This window comes from Microbulbifer discodermiae, assembly GCF_040742695.1.
GTDB lineage: Bacteria > Pseudomonadota > Gammaproteobacteria > Pseudomonadales > Cellvibrionaceae > Microbulbifer.
On the sequence record NZ_JBFLAB010000011.1, the window covers coordinates 78,137 to 96,907 of the forward strand.

Sequence of the window (18,771 nt, forward strand, 5' to 3'; positions counted from 1 at the left end):
GGGACTTCCGACACAGCCCAGACGCGGCAGAAGCACTTTTTCCCGCACTCCCCCTGAGTGGTCCGCCCCTGGGTCCGCCAACGCCCCTTTCGGACTATCCACAACGCCATTCATACCCATTCGTTGTAATGGGGCAATTTGCGCCACCCTAACATCGTTCGCACCCGCTGCGGTTGCGACCACTGCGGGCCCATTCAGCGGCACAAGTCGGGAGACACCGGCGCTGTACTGGGGAAATCAATGCCTGTTGCCGCGCCGCCCCGGCGCCGGGTCACTTTGTGCCCCGCGACGGCGCGCGCCGAAGCTGCAGCTCGCAACCCGCCGTTTCTGCCCAACAGAGAGGTGCGCAATGCAAAGCCGTTCATCACTGTTAACCCGATCTTCACTGGTCGCGCTGCTGCTTCTCGGCGGTACGCCCCTGATGACGCCGGAGGCGCAGGGCCGGGATTACCGCGACCCCAACAATCCACCGCCCTATGTGCGCGAGTATTACCGGCAACTGAACCAACAGAATGCCCGCCACGGTCGTGCCTACCGCAATCCCCGCGGCTACCGGGGCCAACGCTACTTTCGCAACTCCAACAACTACGGTGGGCGCTATAACCGCTCCTACCGCAACCCCCGCCATATGCAACAGGGTGCTTCCCGGTACACGGCCCGCTCCTGGTGGCGCCACGGTGCGGGCGGCGGCGCGGCGCACATCCGTATCGACCTGAGCGAGCAGGCGGCCTATTTCTACAAGGGCGGCCGCCTGGTGGGCATGTCTCCGGTCTCCACCGGTATGGCCGGCCACCGCACCCCCACCGGCAGCTTTCGCGTGTCGGAAAAGAAACTCAACCACCGCTCCAACCTCTACGGCCACTATGTGAGCCGGCGGGGCTATGTGCTGCGCAGCAATGTGGATGTACGCCGCCACCGGCGCCCTCCCGGCTCGGTGTTCCGCGGTGCTTCCATGGACTACATGATGCGTATCAACGGCGCCATCACCATGCACGCCGGCTATGTGCCCGGCTATCCCGCCTCCCACGGCTGTATACGGCTGCCCTGGCATATGGCGCAGGTCTTCTTCGCCAATGCGCCCATGGGCACCAAGGTCAGCGTGGTGCCCTGATAAAGGCTCGCGATTCGGATTCCGCAACCAAAAAGGCCGGGGTATATACCCCGGCCTTGCTGTGCTGAGTTCCTTAATTCGCCGCCACCGGCGGGGCCTCCAACTGGTGACGGGTGAAATAGTCGTGCGCCGCGCGGTTGACCCTGCCCGCCAACAGCAGCGTAGAGGTCATGGTGGGTATCGCCATAATCGCGTACATACCGATAATGATGCTGTTGACCGCGTCCAGGGACGCCACGGCGCCGATCACAATCAGGACGATATAGAGCGCAGTGTAGAAAGCCTGAAAGCGGGTTCCGAACAGAAACACAAAACACTTCACGCCGTAGTACCAAAAGGTGACGATGGTGCTGAACGCCAGTGGCAACACCATGGCCAGCAGCAGCAGCGGCCCCCACTGGCCGAAGACCTGTGAAAAGGCTTCCGCGGTCAGCGAGATCCCCTCCATGCCCACTCCCTGCTGCCATACCCCGGTGAGCAGAATCACCAGGGCGGTACAGGTACAGACCACCAATGTGTCGATGATGGGCCCCACCATGGCCACCACACCCTCGCGCACCGGCTCGCTGGTCTTGGCCGCACCGTGCGCCAGCGACTCAGTGCCGATTCCCGCCTCGTTGGAAAAGGCTCCGCGACTGATACCTGTGGCAATCACGGTACCGAGTGTGCCACCGACCACCGCCTGACCGGAAAAAGCGTCATCAAAGATCATTGCCAGGGCCGCCGGCACGTCGCGCCAGAAGTGACCGATTACGATAGCGGTCAGCGCCAGGTAAAACAGCACCATGGACGGCACCAATCGCTCGGCGAATTTGCCGATGCGCTGGATACGGCCCGCAATCACCACCGCAGCCGCCAGCGCCAGCACCAGACCTATGGCAAAATCGAACCACAGTGAGCCATCCCCGCCCACGATCCCCAGCGGTACCGCGAAGGATTCCCGCAGCAGCTGCGCCGTCTGGTTGGACTGAAAAACCGGCAACATGCCGCACAGGCCCGCCACCGCAAACAGCAGCGCCAGCGGCATCCAGCGCCGCCCCAGTCCCTCGCGGATCACGTACATGGGGCCGCCCTGCAGCTCGCCGGAGGCATCGTGGCCGCGGTACATAACCGCCAGCGTCGCGGTATAGAACTTGGTGGCCACGCCCACCACCGCCGTTACCCACATCCAGAAGATGGCACCGGGGCCACCGGTACTGATGGCTATCGCCACACCGGCGATATTGCCCAGGCCCAGGGTGCCCGACAGGGCGGTGGACAGTGCCTGCCGGTGCGGTACCTGTCCGGGGTCATCCGGGCGGTCGTATTTTCCCCGCAGCAAGTCGACACTGTGGCCGAGATGCCGGTAAGGCCTGCCCCGGGAGAGCAGCAGCAGTGTCAGACCGCCCCCCACCAGCAGTACCAGCAGGGGCGTGCCCCAGACGAAGGAAGCGAAGGCGGCCAGCGCCGCATCGATGGACTCTAACAAAGACATAGGAAATTCGGGTGCCAGTCAGCAAACCAACGAGTCTATGAAGAGGCACCCGCCTCTGTCAAAACTGCCGCGCCAACGCCAAGGGAACCGCCATTGAGACAGCGCAAAACCTGTCCGGAAGAATCTTGAGTCAGGCAGTGGCCGCCCCCGGCTCCAGCTCACCCGCCGCAGTGCCCGTTTCCCGCACAAACCACACAGATACGGCACCGCACAGCATAAATACCCCCGCCAAAACAATGATGTAGATGGCCCGGTTGTCGAACACACCGTGCAGTATCGGGCCCGCCACCAGGGCGGACAGAACCTGCGGCGCAGCGATGGTGAAGTTGAAGATGCCCATGTAGACACCGGTTTTACTGGCGGGCAGGGCGTCAGACAGGATCGCGTAGGGCATGGCCAGGATCGCCGCCCAGGCAATGCCCACGCCCACCATGGGCAGCAACAGACCCAGCGCACCGGAGGGCACGGTCACTTGGGTAATCAGCAGGTTGACCTGGATCGCCTCACCACCCCGAAACAGCAGGAAACTGATATACCCCAGGCCGCCCAGCAACAGGGACAGGGAGTAGGTCGCCCTGCGGCCCAGCGCAGTGGCGATACGGGTCAGCGCGATAGAAAAAACCGCCGCAAACAGCGAGTAAGCGGCAAAGATAATCCCCACCCAGTCTCCGGCTGCCCCTTTGGCCGCGGCGATATGGGCGGGGATCTGGTCCAGGGTGGCCAGGTAATCGTGATCGAACCATTTGGCCTCCACACCCCACACATGCTGAGTAATGGCGGGGGTGGTGTATACCCACATGATAAACAGCGCGAACCAGGAGAAGAATTGCACCAGCGCCAGTTGACGCATGGTTTTAGGCATATCCCAAAGCAACCCCATGAAACCCCGCAGCCGTTGCCACAGGGTTTGGCGCTCCGCCAGCTCCCGGGCAAGCTGTGCCTCATCGATGCCCTTGTAAGCATTGTACTGTTTGGGCGGGTATTCCCGGGTGCGCACCACCGTCCACAGGACACTGCCCAGCAGCACGGTAGCACCCACATAGAAGGCCCAAATCACCGAGGGCGCCACTTCACCGGCCCGCGCAGTATTCTCCAGCCCCACCACATTGGTGAGAATAAACGGCAGCGTGGAACCCAGCACGGCGCCGATATTAATCAGCAGGGACTGGACCGAATAGCCCAGGGTGCGCTGCTGCGAGGGCACCATATCGGATACCAGGGCGCGAAAGGGTTGCATGGTGACATTAAAGGCCGCATCCATCAGCGCCAGCATCACACCACCGAAAAGGATGGGTGCAATAAAGACCACGGCGATACTGGCATTGGGCATAAACGCCATCCCCAATGCCGCCGCGACTGCGCCAAACAGTATGTAGGGATTGCGGCGGCCAAAGCGGTTCCAGGTGCGGTCGGAGGCGGAGCCTACGATCGGCTGCACAATCAGCCCCATCAGTGGGGCCACTATCCAGAACAGCGATAGCGAATGCAGGTCCGCCCCCAGGTCGGACAGAATCCGGCTGGCGTTGGCATTCTGCAGGGCAAAACCGAACTGCACCCCGAGAAATCCGAGGCTGACATTCCACACCTGCCAGAAGGGGAGTTTGGGCTGGGCCGGGGCCCCGGCTACCGGATCGGACATAGCAATCACCGCTGAATCTGTTGCACGCGCTTATGGTTATGCCCGGATTGTCGCAGGCGCGGACAACCCGGCCCTCCTCCCCACCGGGGGTGGAGGGCCGGGTTGTTGAAAAAGCCTTCCCTGGCTTTCCTCAACAGCAGGTTATCAGTGCAACACTATCACTTCGTTGGCATCCAGATTCAGTACCGCCGAGCCACCGCTGACATTCACCACATCGGCACTGGTTAAGCTATTGTACTGCCCGTCCGCCAGTCCCAAGGCACTGACAGTTATGGAAGTGCTGCCCCCGCGATTGACCGCCACCACCACGGAGTCACCGGCGGCCTGGCGCTCGAATACCAGGATATCGCTATTGATCCAGCGCTCGGTGTAACTGCCCCTTGCCAGCGCCGGGCTCTGGGCGCGCAATTCCGCCAGCGCCTTGATCCACTGAAATGCGGTGGTGGTCTGGCTGAACGACGGCATGGCCTCGCGGTTGTAGGGGTCGTGCCCTATCTGACCATCGCCATTGGCGGTAAACCAGGTAGAGTTCTGCTCGCTGCCGTAGTAAACGGTGGGGATGCCGGGGAGCGTCATCACCAGTGCCATACCCAGGTTCTGGCGCGCATCCGCCAGTGCCTTGCTAAACCCCTTACCGGTGCGGCCATTGTCCACCGGACCACTGGTCTGCAGATAGACACTGGTGCGGGTGGCATCGTGATTGTCGAGAAATATCGGTTGCCAGCTCTCGCGACCACCCATGGCACCGGTGCGCGATTCGATATGGGCATTGAGTGCGGTCATGGTGATGTCACCGGCGATTGCGTTCTCTATATGGTCGCGCAAGCGGAAGTCCAGCAACTCCGAACCCCGACCCTCGTTGAGAAATTGCATCGACAGGCTGTCACCGGCACCGGCGCCATACCATTCACCAAAAATATATACATCCGGATTCACTGCCCGTACCGCTGCGCTAAAGCGATTGATAAAACCCGGCTCTATATGTTTGATCGCATCGATCCGAAAAGCGTCGACACCGTGGGACATCCACTTGAGCGCCGCATCGATCAGGTACTGGTCCGCAGTGCTGTTTGCGCTCACTCCATGGTTGAAATCGGTGAGGTTGAACAAAGTCTTGTTGCGAAAGGACCAGGGGTCGTTCCATTCGCCGGGGCACTGGGTGGCCGGGTCACTGTCACCGCAGTCGGCGATAGCGCCGTTGCGGTGATACCAGGTACCATTATCCTGCAAATAATCAGTAACAAATACGCCCTCTTTATACAGGGCACCGAACTCGTACTGGTCATCCTGGTTGGAATGGTTGAGGGCAATGTCCAACACCAGCTTCATGCCGCGCGCCTCCATCGCCGCATCCAGCTGGTCCACCAGCGCCCAGTCCCCCAAATGTTCATCCACTTCGTAAAAGTCGCGGCCCCAGTAGCCGTGGTAGGCGCCATCGCTGCCAGAGTTGTCGATATTGTTATTGAGGGGCGTGACCCAGATCGCCGAGACACCCAGGGCCTGCAGGTAATCGAGCTTATCGATCAACCCCTGGATATCGCCACCCCAGTACTTCTTCCACTCGGACAAGCCACCGTTCTGTTTCACTGTCGAGGTGGCGGCAGCATTGTTGCCATTGTCGTTGGTGGAATCACCGTTCGCGAAGCGATCCACAAACACAAAATACATGCTGCGCGAACGGAAGTCCGTCATACCACAGTTTTCGCCAAGATCAGTGGTGACACTAACCAGCGAAAGGCTGTTTCCATCCACTACTATTTCAGTCCAGCCACTCGCTGCCACATCCGATGCTGGGAATTCGTCACCGCCCCAACCACCGTTGGGGTCAATCTTGAAGCGCGGGCCACCGTTTCCATCCCCACCGACGAAGTTGCGACAGGCCCCGTACTGGCCGCCACCCAGGTCACTGAGCAGATCACCGGTTGCCCAGCCGTTGTGGGTGCCGCGCAGGTGCAATTGCAGACCGCCACCGGTCGGACTGGCCGGGTCAATGCGGTAATCCTTGGTATCGGTATAAAAGGAAATGTCCCAGGTGCCGGCAGCGACTGGAATATTGGCGCCATTCTGCTGTTGGTTCGCGCCGTAGTTCTCGCTCCAGTCCCCCCAGCGGTCGAACTTGATTTCCCCGGCGGTCATAAAAACCACACTGTTGGTGACGACGGTATTGCTACCGACATCCTGCATGGGGTCGGCCTGCCAGTTGTTGTGTGTGCCCCGCAGGTACCATTCCGCCTGTGCGGCCAGGCTGACAGTCATCAGCGCCACTGTCCAAAAGATTCTATTCATAGGGTTTCTCACCATTACTATGTGTCTCAGCATTGCCCCTCGCGGCCGACCACCCCGCGAACCTCAGCGGCAGTTTCAAGTACCCGAATCGAGCGACACATCCTCCCCCCGGGGGTGGTGGATGATTTATGCGCCAAGACTCCCCCTGTGCCGGGGGGGAGTGAAAAGCTGTGCCACTGGGCAACAATGGGCTGTTATTAACCCGGCGACTCTATAAGTTGCCGGGTTAATGGGGTACGAGGATGTGTCGTCGCCGGACAGAGGCCGGCGCAACCTCTTGAAAAGCGGGCGATTTTACGTAATTACGCAGGTTTTCAAGGGCGTCAATCCAAACGATGTGTGGACCATCGGTTGGATTGGCGGCTTAAAAGAATAAATTCGTGCCGAGGTGGCACCTGGAGGTAATCCATGACAAAAGCGCTCTGGGGCCTGGCTGTTGCGCTGCTCTGCCTGCCGCAGGTTTCAATAGACCGCCCGGCGGATCCGCTGGAGCGCGTGGAGCCTCCCTTCTGGTGGGCGGGTATGCATGAGCCGCAGCTCCAGTTGCTGCTTTACGGAGAAAATCTGGCCGGTCTGAAGCCCAGCCTGTCCTACCCGGGAGTCACCCTCCTGGGCTCGGAAACCCTGGGCAACCCCAACTACCTGTTCATCAACCTGTCCATTTCCGCGCAGGCCGCGCCGGGCACAGTGGACATAGCCCTGCTCGACGGTGAGCGGATCGCCGCCAGCTTCGCCTATTCCCTGCGCGAGCGTGGGTCGGGCTCCGCCGGCCGCCGCGGCTTCGACAGTCGCGACGCCATCTACCTGATCACGCCGGACCGTTTTGCCAACGGCAATCCGGATAACGACACAGTGCCCGGGATGCAGGAAGCCCCAAACCGCCAGGCTCCCGGCGGCCGTCACGGCGGCGATATCGCCGGTATGCAGCGGCACCTGGACTACATTGCCGACCTGGGCTTTACCGCCCTGTGGCCCAATCCGCTGGTGGAAAACGACCAGAGGGAATACTCCTACCACGGCTACTCCGCCACAGACTACTACCGTATCGATCCGCGCTTTGGCACCAACGAGGATTTTCGCCGGTTTGTCGCCGCTGCGAACGCCAAGGGCATTGGCGTTATCCAGGATATGGTCCTCAACCATATTGGCGACGGGCACTGGTGGATGGACGACTTACCGGACCAGAACTGGCTCAACGGCACAGGCGCGGATGAGATCACCATCACCAACCACGCCCTGATTGCACTGGCAGACCCCTATGCAAGCGAAACCGACAAGAGCCAGTTTCTGCGCGGCTGGTTCGTGGATTCCATGCCCGACCTGAACCAGCGCCACCCACTGGTGGCCAATTACCTGATTCAGAACACCATTTGGTGGATAGAGTTTGCGGGCCTGAGTGGTATTCGCGCCGACACCTATACCTACCCGGACCCGGACTTTCTGCAGTCCTGGGCCGAGCGTGTCCACCGCGAGTACCCCAACTTCAATATCGTGGGTGAGGAGTGGACCCGCAGCGCCCCGCTAATCGCCCGCTGGCAGCGAAAAGAAAACGGCGAAGTCACCGGCGGCCGCGTGAAAAGCATGATGGATTTCCCCCTGCATTACGCCTTGCGCGAGGGGTTGGCCCAGGACGATAACTGGAACAGCGGACTGACCTCCCTCTACCAGGGGTTGGCCCACGATTTCGTATACCCCAATCCGCAGCGCTTGGTGATCTTTGGCGGCAACCACGATACCAGCCGCCTCTTCAGCCAACTCGACGACGACCCGGGGCTTTATCGCATGGCGATCGCCTATCTCGCCACCATGCGCGGCATACCCCAGTTTTTCTACGGCGATGAAGTGCTGATGGAAAGCCCCAAGCACCGCGACGATGGTGTTGTGCGCGGAGATTTCCCCGGCGGCTGGAAGGGAGACTCCGTCAATGCCTTTAACGGCAAAGGGCTCAGTGGCAAGCGGAAACAGGCCCAGGATTTTGTCCGGAGCCTGTTTCGCTGGCGGCGGGACAACCCGGTCATTCACCGGGGCAGCCTGATGCAGTTTGCGCCCCACGACAATACCTATGTTTATTTCCGCTACGACGACGAAAAAATCGTCATGGTGGCCATGAACAAAGGCAGCGAGCCGGCAACAGTGGATATCGATCGTTTTTCCGAGGTCCTCGCGGGGAAAAAGAGAGCCCGCGATATCGTGAGCGGCAACATATACCCCCTGACCCGTCTGGAGCTGCCCGCCAGGGACGTTCTGGTTGCTGAGATCTATTGAGCCCCCAGCCCATCCAGGAACAAAGTAAGGATCAGCAAATCAAGCGTGTAGCTGCTCGATTTATCGCAAAGGGTTTGCGGACATGCACCTCAAACCCGCATTGAGGAAAGCCAGGAAAAGATTATGCAGCAACCTGCGAGGATTTTCCCGGCGGATCAATTGCACCGCTGCAGAAATACAGGCGATACCCTGCCGCCCCAGCCACTGTCCAGGCAGCAAAGGGCGCGCAGGTAATAATTTTCCTGGAGGGTTGCCGTGAGGACAACAACCGCTAAGACCAAAATAAGAGGTGACGATGACCGGCAAAAATGTAATACGCAGCTGCACAATAATAATGGCCCTGCTGATCGCGGGGCTGGCAAATGCCGGCGAACGCCACTACCTCCACCACCGGCTGAGCGAGGGTGCACTGACTGTGCAACTCAGCGATGCCACCGTCAGCCTCAGGCCCCTCAACGACAGCGCCCTGGAGGTACACTACCAGCGCGAGGGCGTCCGGCAACTGCCTTCCTTTGCCATCGCCGGAGGGCAGCGGGCGTCGCTCACCGCCCAGCTGAGTGAGCAACCTGACCAGCTCACCTATAGCCTCGCCGGCCTCAGCGCCGTTATTCACAAACAACCTTTCAGAATCCAGTACTATCGCGGCAGCAAGCTGCTGACTCAGGAGGAGTCGGGATTTTTCGCCAACCAGACACTGCGCGGTTTCCGCTTTTCGCTGGAAGAAGGGGAAAAGCTGCTCGGTGGCGGCGAGCGGGTACTGGGTATGGACCGCCGCGGCAAACGCCTGCCCCTCTACAACCGGGCACACTATGGTTACAGCACCGAATCGGAACAAATGTATTTTGGCCTGCCCGCGATACTGTCCAGCAACAAATATATATTGCTGTTTGACAACAGTGCCACCGGCAATCTCGACCTCGGTGCCAGCGAAGACGATGTGTTGCAGTTCGAGGCCGTCGGCGGCCGCACCTCCTACATTATCGCCACCGGCAAAAGCTATCCTCAACTGATGGAAAACTATGTGGATGTGACCGGCAGGCAACCACTGCCGCCGCGCTGGGCACTGGGTAATTTCGCCTCCCGCTTCGGCTACCACAGCGAAGCGGAGGTGAGGGCTACGGTGGATAAATTCGCCGCGGAGGATTTCCCCCTGGATGCGGTGGTACTGGATCTCTATTGGTTCGGCGTGGATATCCAGGGCCATATGGGCAACCTGGCCTGGGACAAAAACGCCTTCCCGCAGCCCGAAGAAATGATAGCGGATTTCAATCGGCGCGGAATCCATACCATTCTCGTCACCGAGCCATTTGTACTCTCTACATCGGAACGATGGGACCAGGCGGTGGCTGCCGGCGCACTGGCAAAAAACCTTGCCGGGCAGCCCAAGCGGTTCGATTTCTACTTTGGCAACACCGGACTGATCGACGTTTTCTCCGAGCGTGCCGGCGACTGGTTCTGGAATATCTACGATGGCCTGCTGCAACAGGGCGTCAGCGGCTGGTGGGGCGACCTCGGCGAGCCGGAGGTGCACCCATCGGACACGGTGCACGCCATCGGCATGGCCGACGAAATACACAATGCCTACGGCCACCGCTGGGCGCAGTTGCTACACGATAGGCAAACCGCCGCCTACCCGCAGCGCCGCCCCTTTATTATGATGCGCGCCGGCTTTGCCGGCTCCCAGCGCTTCGGCATGATTCCCTGGACCGGCGATGTGGCGCGCTCCTGGGGCGGCCTGCAACCCCAGGTGGAACTGGCATTGTCCATGGGTCTGCTGGGTTTCGGCTACACCCACTCGGACCTGGGCGGCTTCGCCGGCGGCGACAAGTTTGACCGGGAGCTTTATATCCGCTGGCTGCAATACGGAGTTTTTCAGCCCGTCTACCGCCCCCATGCGCAGGAACACATCGCCTCTGAACCGGTATTCCACGACCGCAAAACCCGCGATATCACCCGCGCATTTATCAAACTGCGCTACCGACTGCTCCCCTACAACTACACCCTGGCATTCGAAAACAGCCAGACGGGTATGCCGCTGATGCGCCCATTGTTTTTCACTGATGAAAACAAACCGCAGCTGATGGATCGCCATGACGCCTACCTGTGGGGCGACGAATTTCTGGTGGCACCGATCACCGCCGCCGGCGTCCGAAAAGTGGACGTGAAGCTGCCCGGCGGTGTCTGGTTCGATTACTGGAACGACAATCAATATTCCGGTGATACCGCCTCTATCCCCGCAGACCTGGAGACAATCCCGGTGCTGGTGCGTGCCGGCGCCTTTATCCCAACCGTGGCCGACATGGCCAACACACGGGACTATTCCAGCGCGGAACTCACGCTGGATTACTATGCCCATCCCTCGTCCCCGCGCTCCAGTGGCTATATCTACGAGGACGACGGCGAGACCGTCAATGCCTTTGCAGCCGGCCGCTATCGCAAACTGCACTTCGACGCCAACCGGGAGCAGAGCGGAATCCGGTTTTTATTCCACCGGGAGGGGGCTGGCTACACCGGGGAGCCTGAGCAACGCCGGGTAAGCCTGAATCTGCACAACTGGACAGATGCGCCCGCACAAGTGACCGCCAACGGTGGACGACTGACACTGTTCCAGCGGGAAAAGGAATTTGCCCGAGCGACCACCGGTGCCTGGTTCGACTGGCGAGCCCGGCAGCTGCGGATCAAGTTCGACTGGAAGCAAACACAAAGCACCCTGAAAGTGGAGTTCTGACAGACGCCACCAAGTCCGATTGCAACTGATGACAACAACGACGTTACTGCCATGGATATGATGCTAAAAAAACTTTTTACCGCGGGTTTGGCACTGATCGCCCTGGGTTGCGACGGCGGGGACCCGGACACCGGACAGACCGCTGCGGCAGGCGCGCCGGTGCAAAAACCGGTGATTTACCAGGTGATGACGCGCCTGTTCGGCAACACCAATGCCACCAACAAACCCTGGGGCACCATCCAGGACAATGGCGTCGGCAAGTTCAGTGATTTCACCCCTGGGGCACTGGCGGAAATTCGCGATCTGGGAGCCACGCATATCTGGTACACGGGGGTATTGCACCACGCCCTGGTGGGGGACTACACCGCCTATGGCATCGACAGTGACGACCCGGACGTGGTGAAGGGCCGGGCGGGCTCCCCTTACGCCATCAGGGATTATTACAGTGTGAACCCCGATCTGGCCGACAACCCGGCGCAACGCCTGGGAGAATTTCGCGCACTGGTTGAACGCAGCCACAATGCCGGCCTAAGGGTAATCATCGATATAGTGCCCAACCATGTGGCGCGCGCCTACCACTCCCTGGACAAACCCCAGGGGGTGCGCGACTTCGGGGCGGATGACGATACCTCGGTCACCTATGCCCGCGACAACAACTTTTATTATGTCCCCGGCGAGGATTTCAGGGTTCCCGACAGTGGGGACTATCGACCACTCAACGGCGAGCCGCACCCACTGGTGGACGGCGCCTTCGCGGAGAGCCCGGCCAAATGGACCGGCAATGGCGCCCGGGCCGCACAGCCGCGCATCGACGACTGGTATGAAACCGTCAAGATCAATTTTGGCCTGCGCCCGGACGGCAGCAGGGATTTTCCCAAACTTCCGCCCCGATACGGCGACAAAACGGTCGCTGAGCACGCGGCTTTTTGGGCGGACAAGGACCTGCCCGACTCCTGGCACAAATTCCGCGATATCGCCTTCTACTGGCTCGACTTCGGTGTGGATGGATTTCGCTTCGACATGTCCGGCATGGTACCGGTGGAGTTCTGGAGCTACCTGAACTCCGCCATCAAGATGCGCAACCCCCAGGCACTGCTGCTGGCGGAGATATACAATCCCGACCGCTACCGGGACTACATTTACCTGGGCAAAATGGACTACCTCTACGACAAGGTTGGCACCTACGATGCAATCCGCGCGGTGATGGAGGGCGGGGGCAGCACCGACGCCATCGCCCGGGTTCAAACCGACCTGACCGATATCGCCCCACATATGCTGCACTTCCTGGAAAACCACGACGAGCACCGTATTGCCAGCGCGGACTTCGCCGGCAGCGCCGCGGCGGGCAAGCCCGGAATGGTGGTCTCGGCCACGCTTTCCCCCGCCCCCACCCTAATCTATTTCGGCCAGGAATTGGGCGAGACCGCCAGCGAGGACGCCGGTTTCGGCAAGGCCGGCCGCACCTCCATCTTCGACTATGGCTCGGTACCCAGCGTCCGCCGCTGGAACAACCACGGCCGCTTCGACGGCGGCCAGCTGAGCGGTGACGAGAGAGCCCTGCGGAACTTCTACCGCCGCCTGCTGAGATTCTCCACCCACAGTGCGGCCCTGCGGGGGGAGTTCGCCGACCTGCACCAATTCAACCGCAGGCACAACAGCGACTACACCGGAAAACTCTACAGTTTCGCACGCTGGTCCGGTGCCCAGCGGCTCATCGTCATCGCCAATTTTGCCCCTCAGGAGACCCGGATCGCCCTGCGCCTGCCCCCGCAGTTGATCCAGGCGTGGCAACTGGCGGATGGCAGCTATCCGCTGACAGGCCAGCTCGATGAGACCGCTACCGCTGAGCTTAAGGTGGAGAACGGCGAGGGCAGTGTCACAGTCCACCTGGCGCCTCTCGGCTACCGTATATTTCGGGTCGGTCACTAATCCCTCAATCGCCCGCGAACCGCGGCCAGCCGCGGTTCGCATTTCCGTTGACCTGCCTCAAGACCCCTCCCCCGGGATCTGCTATCATCCCGCCACAAAGTAACAACATCCGGCGGAGATACTCTGCATCCGGCAGTGCAACAGACCCACCCAGTGCCCACTCCCGGCAGGCCCAGACACAAATGCCTCGCTTCACGGGATTTATCCGGGTTTATATTGGCTTACCGGACTGCGAATCACGCGATACCAATACCGGCTCCGGGGACAAAGATCTCCACCGGAGGGATGGCCGCCTGATCTCTATTTTCAGCGATACTTGGAGGAAAAATGCAACAGCAGCACACCTTATTCGTCGTCGTCGACCCCAATGATGACCGGCATGTTGCACTGGAACGTGCCCTGGCCACTTCACAGCTGCGCGACCCGCAACCGCGCCTCGCCGTATTTGTGGCCGTCGATGGCGAAGCCGTCGACACCCGAGCCGTCAACGACCACCTGTTCCGCGATGAATCCTGGTTTCGCGAGCAGATTCGCGAGCCCATCACCAGCGCCGGGCTTGAGTGCGAAATCACCGTTTGCTGGTCCAGTGACTGGCAGGACGCCATCATCCAGGAATCCAAGCGCTGCAACGCCGAAATGATCTACCTGCCGGTACACGCCAAGGCCAGTCGCCGCTTCACCTTTGCCGAGTCCAAATGGCAGGTGCTCAAGCAGGCCAAGTGTCCGGTGGTATTGATCCGCCCCGGTGCCAAAGACCGGCGCCAGGTGGTACTGGCTACCGTCAACTACCAGGCGCAGACCACCCAGCAGCGCCAGCTCAACCGCCAGGTCAGCGAGCGGGCGCGCTATATCGCCGCCAACTACGGTGCCGAGCTGCACCTGGTCAATGCCTACCTGGACTCCATGCTCTACCCGGATCGCGGTGCCCTGGCAAAGCTGGCTCAAAAGACCAGCGTCCCCACTGACCGCATCCACGTCAAACAGGGTTACACCAGCGACGTGGTGGCCGAAGTGGCCCGCGAAATCAATGCGGATGTGGTGGTCATGGGCACCCTCAACCAGTACGGGGCCACCGGCTCCCTGCTGCGCGGCAACACAGCAGAACGCGTCATCGGCAACCTGGACGTGGACGTGGTGGTGTGTAACGAATTCACCACTACCGAGGCCGACTGACTCCCCAGACCATGGTGGAGAAGCCGACACCCTCCGGCTTGTCCACCAGCTCCCAAGCAACCTGATCCAATTTACCAATGACACTTCGAGGGTCAATAAAGGCCCGTGTCATCTCCCATACCCATCCAATCACAAGTAGTCACCCGAAAAGATAGGCTGGGTGATACTGGACTCCGTGATCCCTTTTTAACTGAACCCCGCTTTAGGGGCACTTTCGATCATCGCAACGGTTCCTCTGCAAAAGGAACAGCGCCCCCAAAAAACCAATAAATACAGGGGGTGACATTCAATACCATTTTTTGGAATACTGGTAACAATAACCAGTTTTCTATATGGGACATTTGTGCCAATTTCTGTTAACTGATTGATTATTTTCTCTTTGAGCAAATTCGCAAAAAGGATTAATGGTAAATCCATCCATAACCATCAAGGATATAAGCTAAGTTACAGGGAGTACAAAAGGGGCACTCCCACTTGAATTGGTGGGATACATTGCCTGACGCACTAATCAATTATTTGGAAATATAGAAAGCAATAATAGATTGACAGCTGGGAAACCGGCAAATAGACGCGTCGCCCATTAAACCGACTTATAAACTTAGAAATTTAATCTTCCATGTAAGTCATGAGCTGGTAAATTGCAAACAGCTATTGTGCCTCTAATTTGAACATTGCCATTTTAAAAACTTTGTAGATTTATTATACAAATATTGAGAGAGGGGGCTTTATGCGTAAATTCCTGCTTCTGATAATATTAGCGTTTTCGCAAAATTCATACGCCAGCTTTGAAGACAAGCTGGTCGAAGCAGCTCTCTTTCGGACCACTCAACAAATTGTCTATGACGGCTCTTACCACTCAATCCCTTATCCTAACGGCGATGTACCAAGCCATATTGGGGTTTGCACTGATGTAGTTATACGATCCTATCGCGCAGTCGGCGTCGATTTGCAAAAACTTGTCCACGAGGATATTTCGGCTCATTTTAATGACTATCCTTCGAAGCGAATTTGGGGGCTCAATAAGCCAGATCGCAATATAGATCATCGACGGGTACCAAACCTTCAGTCATTTTTCTCCCGACAGGGGATCACATTGAAGATAAGCCAATTACCCACAGATTATACTCCAGGGGATATCGTTACCTGGATGCTTCCAGGCAATTTACCCCATATTGGTATCATCACAGACAGAATTTCCAAACACAGCGGAAATCCTCTTGTCGCTCACAACATTGGCGCAGGTCCAGTATTGGATGACATGCTCTTTACCTATGAAATTACTGGACATTTTCGTTATATTCCAGAGACATATCAAGCTGTTAGCCAGGGGACTAATGAATAAACCACAACCAGGAAATTTATCTGACATATGAATTCATTAGGTGAGCAATGAAAACAATTGGCCTGCTAGGGGGAATGAGTTGGGAGTCAACTTTGAGCTATTACAAAGCCATAAACGAAGGCGTAAAGCAAGCCCTAGGTGGATTACACTCCGCAAAAATTTGTCTCTACAGTGTTGATTTTCATGAAATAGAAAAACTGCAACACAAAGGTTGCTGGAAAGAAACTGCATACATCCTTTCCAGGGCGGCGCAATCTGTCCAGGCAGGTGGAGCCGACTTCCTTCTGATCTGCACAAATACTATGCACAAGGTGGCAGAGGAGGTTCAATCTGCCATTTCTATTCCTCTCATCCATATCGCGGATGCAACAGCCGAAAAACTTATCTCTGAGGGAATCAGGCAAGTCGGTCTTCTTGGAACAAAATTCACTATGACGCAAGATTTTTTTAAAACCAGATTATCAAAAAAGTATGGGATTAACGTCGTTATACCAGATAATCATGAACAAGAGATCATTCATCAGGTGATTTATAAAGAGCTATGCCTCGGTAAAATCAGTGATTCATCCAGACAAGCTTATCTTCAGATAATTGATAACTTACATTTAAAAGGCGCGGAATCCGCGATTCTTGGCTGCACTGAAATCGCACTGCTAGTTAAACAACAACACACTCGCATTCCGCTTTACGATACAATGAAAATCCATGCGGATAAAGCTGTAGAATTGGCAATCAAATAAAATGCAAGATTTTTCCTACCCTTAAACCCATCGCGACCATAATCCTTTACATATCAACCATCCGAATAACAAACTGAAAGTCGCTTATATTCCCAGTCATTGACCCGGTTATTAATATCATATTCATCTGTATAGGCGCTTGTTCTCTTTCCGGCATATTTTTCTAGAATTGGGCGAATGATCTCCTGTTTAACATTCTCAAGCATACGAATAACAACCGCACTGCCTCTCTGGATCACCCCCAGTCAGTAGCTTCTCCTTTTCGAGTGTTCCCGGACCACGCTTACCCTTTAACCGCCACCTGCGTGGCTTTCGCCCTTTTTAACGGATTCTGGATACCCATTGTGTCTTGACACCACATAAACCTCTTCAGATGTAGCCCCTCCAGATAGCGCTGTCTAAGGACAATTTTTCAAATCTATTCTAGTTTTCGACTCGTCATACTTTTGGCTGTTTTTTTCAATCAATCCAAACTATTAAGAAATTTGTCGATTTGAAACATTTAATTCCATTAGACACAAAAAAACATACCCAGCATTTCAAGGCTAAGTTACCGGAATTAAATATAGTATAAGCCAAAGCATTAAAGTGCCTATTTATTTTTTATACCTAATCAATAATTAATCTTAATCGTCAATTTTCCAAAATGGGATAGACGATTTAGAAAAACTAGCTTAAATAAAACCTATCCGCCTACTTTACTAATTGGCTGGGTGATATTGCTTTTTATATTGGCTAGGTGTAATTTTGACGTACTTCTTAAACGCAGTATAAAATGCCGACTTTGAGTTGAAACCAACTGCCATGGCCACCTCGAGTATCGTGGAGTCCGTTTCTCTTAGCTGTGTCTTAGCCGCTGATACTCGATATTGATTTACGTAATCGAAAAAACGCACGTCCAATGTTTCGTTTAACGTTTGTGATATATAGTTTGGTGAAGTGTGGATATGTGTAGCCAGTTTTGGGAGTGATAAAGCTGCATCAAGGTAGAGTTTATCACTCTTCATGGCAAGCTCTATTTTTTCCGCAATTTTGGTCGCCTGCTTCGCACTCAATGCACTGCGCTGGTATTTTTGCTCACCGTTATCTGAACTTCCACTGATGGATTTCAGTTCGATAGATGTGCTGCCGGCAGAGGGCGATACGACATAAAGCTCTGCAAAACCTGGTTTTTGTCTTAGCCCCCAAAGTGCGAGGCTATAGATCACCATAAAAATCATCAAAGCATAAAGCCGAGCGTCAAAGTGCATTGGACTGAAAAGGTTGTCGAGCACCAAATTGAACGCGGTAAACATCCAAACTCCGCCCACTACTATCAATAGCCAGTTTAACCAACGCAGTTCTTTTTGTTCGGTGGAGGCAAATACATCCTGAAGCTGAGCACGATAAACCCTTAGCCTAAAGACGATTTTGCAGGCGTACCAAGCAGACTGCAATACCCAGCCTAATACAATCAGAAACGCTGAGATCAGCAAGCCATAGATGGTATTGCGAACAAGGCCAGGTGCTTGCTCAATAACACTGTGTTCTTCTGTGACTAATATTGCATTTAAGTACTGTGCTGGCAAGCAAAGCGCGACTAAAGCTATCAAACAGCCAAAAGCTGCGGGTGCTAAATGCATACCGTCCTTTAGTTTAAGCTGCCATGGTATCTGGCTGGTCAGGCCATTGGTATAGAGCCATAAGCAAGGGGCAATCAACAGTAGCGCGGGCATTGAAAGTATCAAGCTGATCACTTGAAACTGAGGTATCAGCCGCTGAACTGAAGGCAGACAAATGACCATACCAATAGACATTAAGCACAGCGCCAGTGGCCAGTACATCTGCCTGCCATGTGCACGCAAAACCAGTTGATGAGTGCTAAAAAGGATGATGCAAAGCGTTGCAATATTGAGAGAAAAGAGAATCGGCTGGTCACTCATCAGTTGGCTCCTTGGTTTTGTGGGGTGTCCTGACAATACTGGACAGTCCCGCTTTAAGCCGCTTTGGCTGATTCCCAATACTTCTTGGCGAATTCAGTTGGGGCCAAGTTGCCAAGCCGTGAGTGGCGACGTTGGCGGTTATAAAAAATCTCGATGTACTCC

12 protein-coding genes are annotated in these 18,771 nt (G+C 56.6%); 7 read left to right on the forward strand and 5 right to left on the reverse strand.

Translation table 11 applies throughout. The features are described from left to right. Nucleotides 1-349: 349 nt before the first annotated feature. The gene (locus tag AB1S50_RS06205; RefSeq protein WP_367149653.1) at nucleotides 350-1,111 is read left to right on the forward strand and encodes a L,D-transpeptidase family protein; all 762 of its coding nucleotides are present in this window, start codon (nucleotides 350-352) and stop codon (nucleotides 1,109-1,111) included. 73 nt (nucleotides 1,112-1,184) lie between these two features. Here AB1S50_RS06205 and AB1S50_RS06210 read toward each other — a convergent pair whose 3' ends face one another. The 3 genes from AB1S50_RS06210 to AB1S50_RS06220 all read right to left on the reverse strand — a co-directional run bounded on the left by AB1S50_RS06210 (nucleotide 1,185) and on the right by AB1S50_RS06220 (nucleotide 6,510). Next, entirely contained in the window at nucleotides 1,185-2,585 is a 1,401-nt protein-coding gene (locus AB1S50_RS06210; RefSeq protein ID WP_367149655.1) for an alanine/glycine:cation symporter family protein, read from the reverse strand. A 130-nt stretch (nucleotides 2,586-2,715) separates the two neighbouring features. Further along, nucleotides 2,716-4,224 carry an MFS transporter gene (locus tag AB1S50_RS06215; RefSeq protein ID WP_367149656.1) on the reverse strand — a complete coding sequence of 503 codons (1,509 nt, stop codon included), beginning with the start codon at nucleotides 4,222-4,224 and terminating at the stop codon, nucleotides 2,716-2,718. Between the two features lie 144 nt (nucleotides 4,225-4,368). Next, on the reverse strand, nucleotides 4,369-6,510 hold the full coding sequence (locus tag AB1S50_RS06220) for an alpha-amylase family glycosyl hydrolase (RefSeq protein ID WP_367149657.1): 2,142 nt from the start codon (nucleotides 6,508-6,510) through the stop codon (nucleotides 4,369-4,371). 408 nt (nucleotides 6,511-6,918) lie between these two features. Here AB1S50_RS06220 and AB1S50_RS06225 point away from each other — a divergent pair, with 408 nt between their 5' ends. The 6 genes from AB1S50_RS06225 (at nucleotide 6,919) to AB1S50_RS06250 (ending at nucleotide 16,687) form a co-directional block, all read left to right on the forward strand. Beyond that, nucleotides 6,919-8,775, forward strand: coding sequence for a glycoside hydrolase family 13 protein (locus AB1S50_RS06225; RefSeq protein WP_367149658.1), 1,857 nt, complete (start codon nucleotides 6,919-6,921; stop codon nucleotides 8,773-8,775). Nucleotides 8,776-9,109: 334 nt separating this feature from the next. Then, nucleotides 9,110-11,503 carry a glycoside hydrolase family 31 protein gene (locus tag AB1S50_RS06230; protein WP_367149659.1) on the forward strand — a complete coding sequence of 798 codons (2,394 nt, stop codon included), beginning with the start codon at nucleotides 9,110-9,112 and terminating at the stop codon, nucleotides 11,501-11,503. Nucleotides 11,504-11,554: 51 nt separating this feature from the next. Beyond that, complete coding sequence (locus AB1S50_RS06235; protein WP_367149660.1) at nucleotides 11,555-13,432, forward strand: alpha-amylase family glycosyl hydrolase; 1,878 nt, start codon at nucleotides 11,555-11,557, stop codon at nucleotides 13,430-13,432. Between the two features lie 327 nt (nucleotides 13,433-13,759). Further along, complete coding sequence (locus tag AB1S50_RS06240; RefSeq protein ID WP_367149661.1) at nucleotides 13,760-14,605, forward strand: universal stress protein; 846 nt, start codon at nucleotides 13,760-13,762, stop codon at nucleotides 14,603-14,605. Between the two features lie 727 nt (nucleotides 14,606-15,332). Continuing rightward, nucleotides 15,333-15,947 (forward strand): DUF1287 domain-containing protein, encoded by a 615-nt coding sequence (locus AB1S50_RS06245; RefSeq protein ID WP_367149662.1) that lies wholly within the window; start codon nucleotides 15,333-15,335, stop codon nucleotides 15,945-15,947. Nucleotides 15,948-15,994: 47 nt separating this feature from the next. Then, entirely contained in the window at nucleotides 15,995-16,687 is a 693-nt protein-coding gene (locus tag AB1S50_RS06250; protein WP_367149663.1) for an aspartate/glutamate racemase family protein, read from the forward strand. A gap of 701 nt (nucleotides 16,688-17,388) precedes the next feature. Here AB1S50_RS06250 and AB1S50_RS06255 read toward each other — a convergent pair. Together AB1S50_RS06255 and AB1S50_RS06260 are read right to left on the reverse strand one after the other, a co-directional pair. Further along, the gene (locus AB1S50_RS06255) at nucleotides 17,389-18,609 is read right to left on the reverse strand and encodes a helix-turn-helix domain-containing protein (RefSeq protein WP_367149664.1); all 1,221 of its coding nucleotides are present in this window, start codon (nucleotides 18,607-18,609) and stop codon (nucleotides 17,389-17,391) included. A 53-nt stretch (nucleotides 18,610-18,662) separates the two neighbouring features. Then, on the reverse strand, nucleotides 18,663-18,771 hold a 109-nt coding region (locus AB1S50_RS06260; RefSeq protein ID WP_367149665.1), incomplete at its 5' end, for an IS3 family transposase.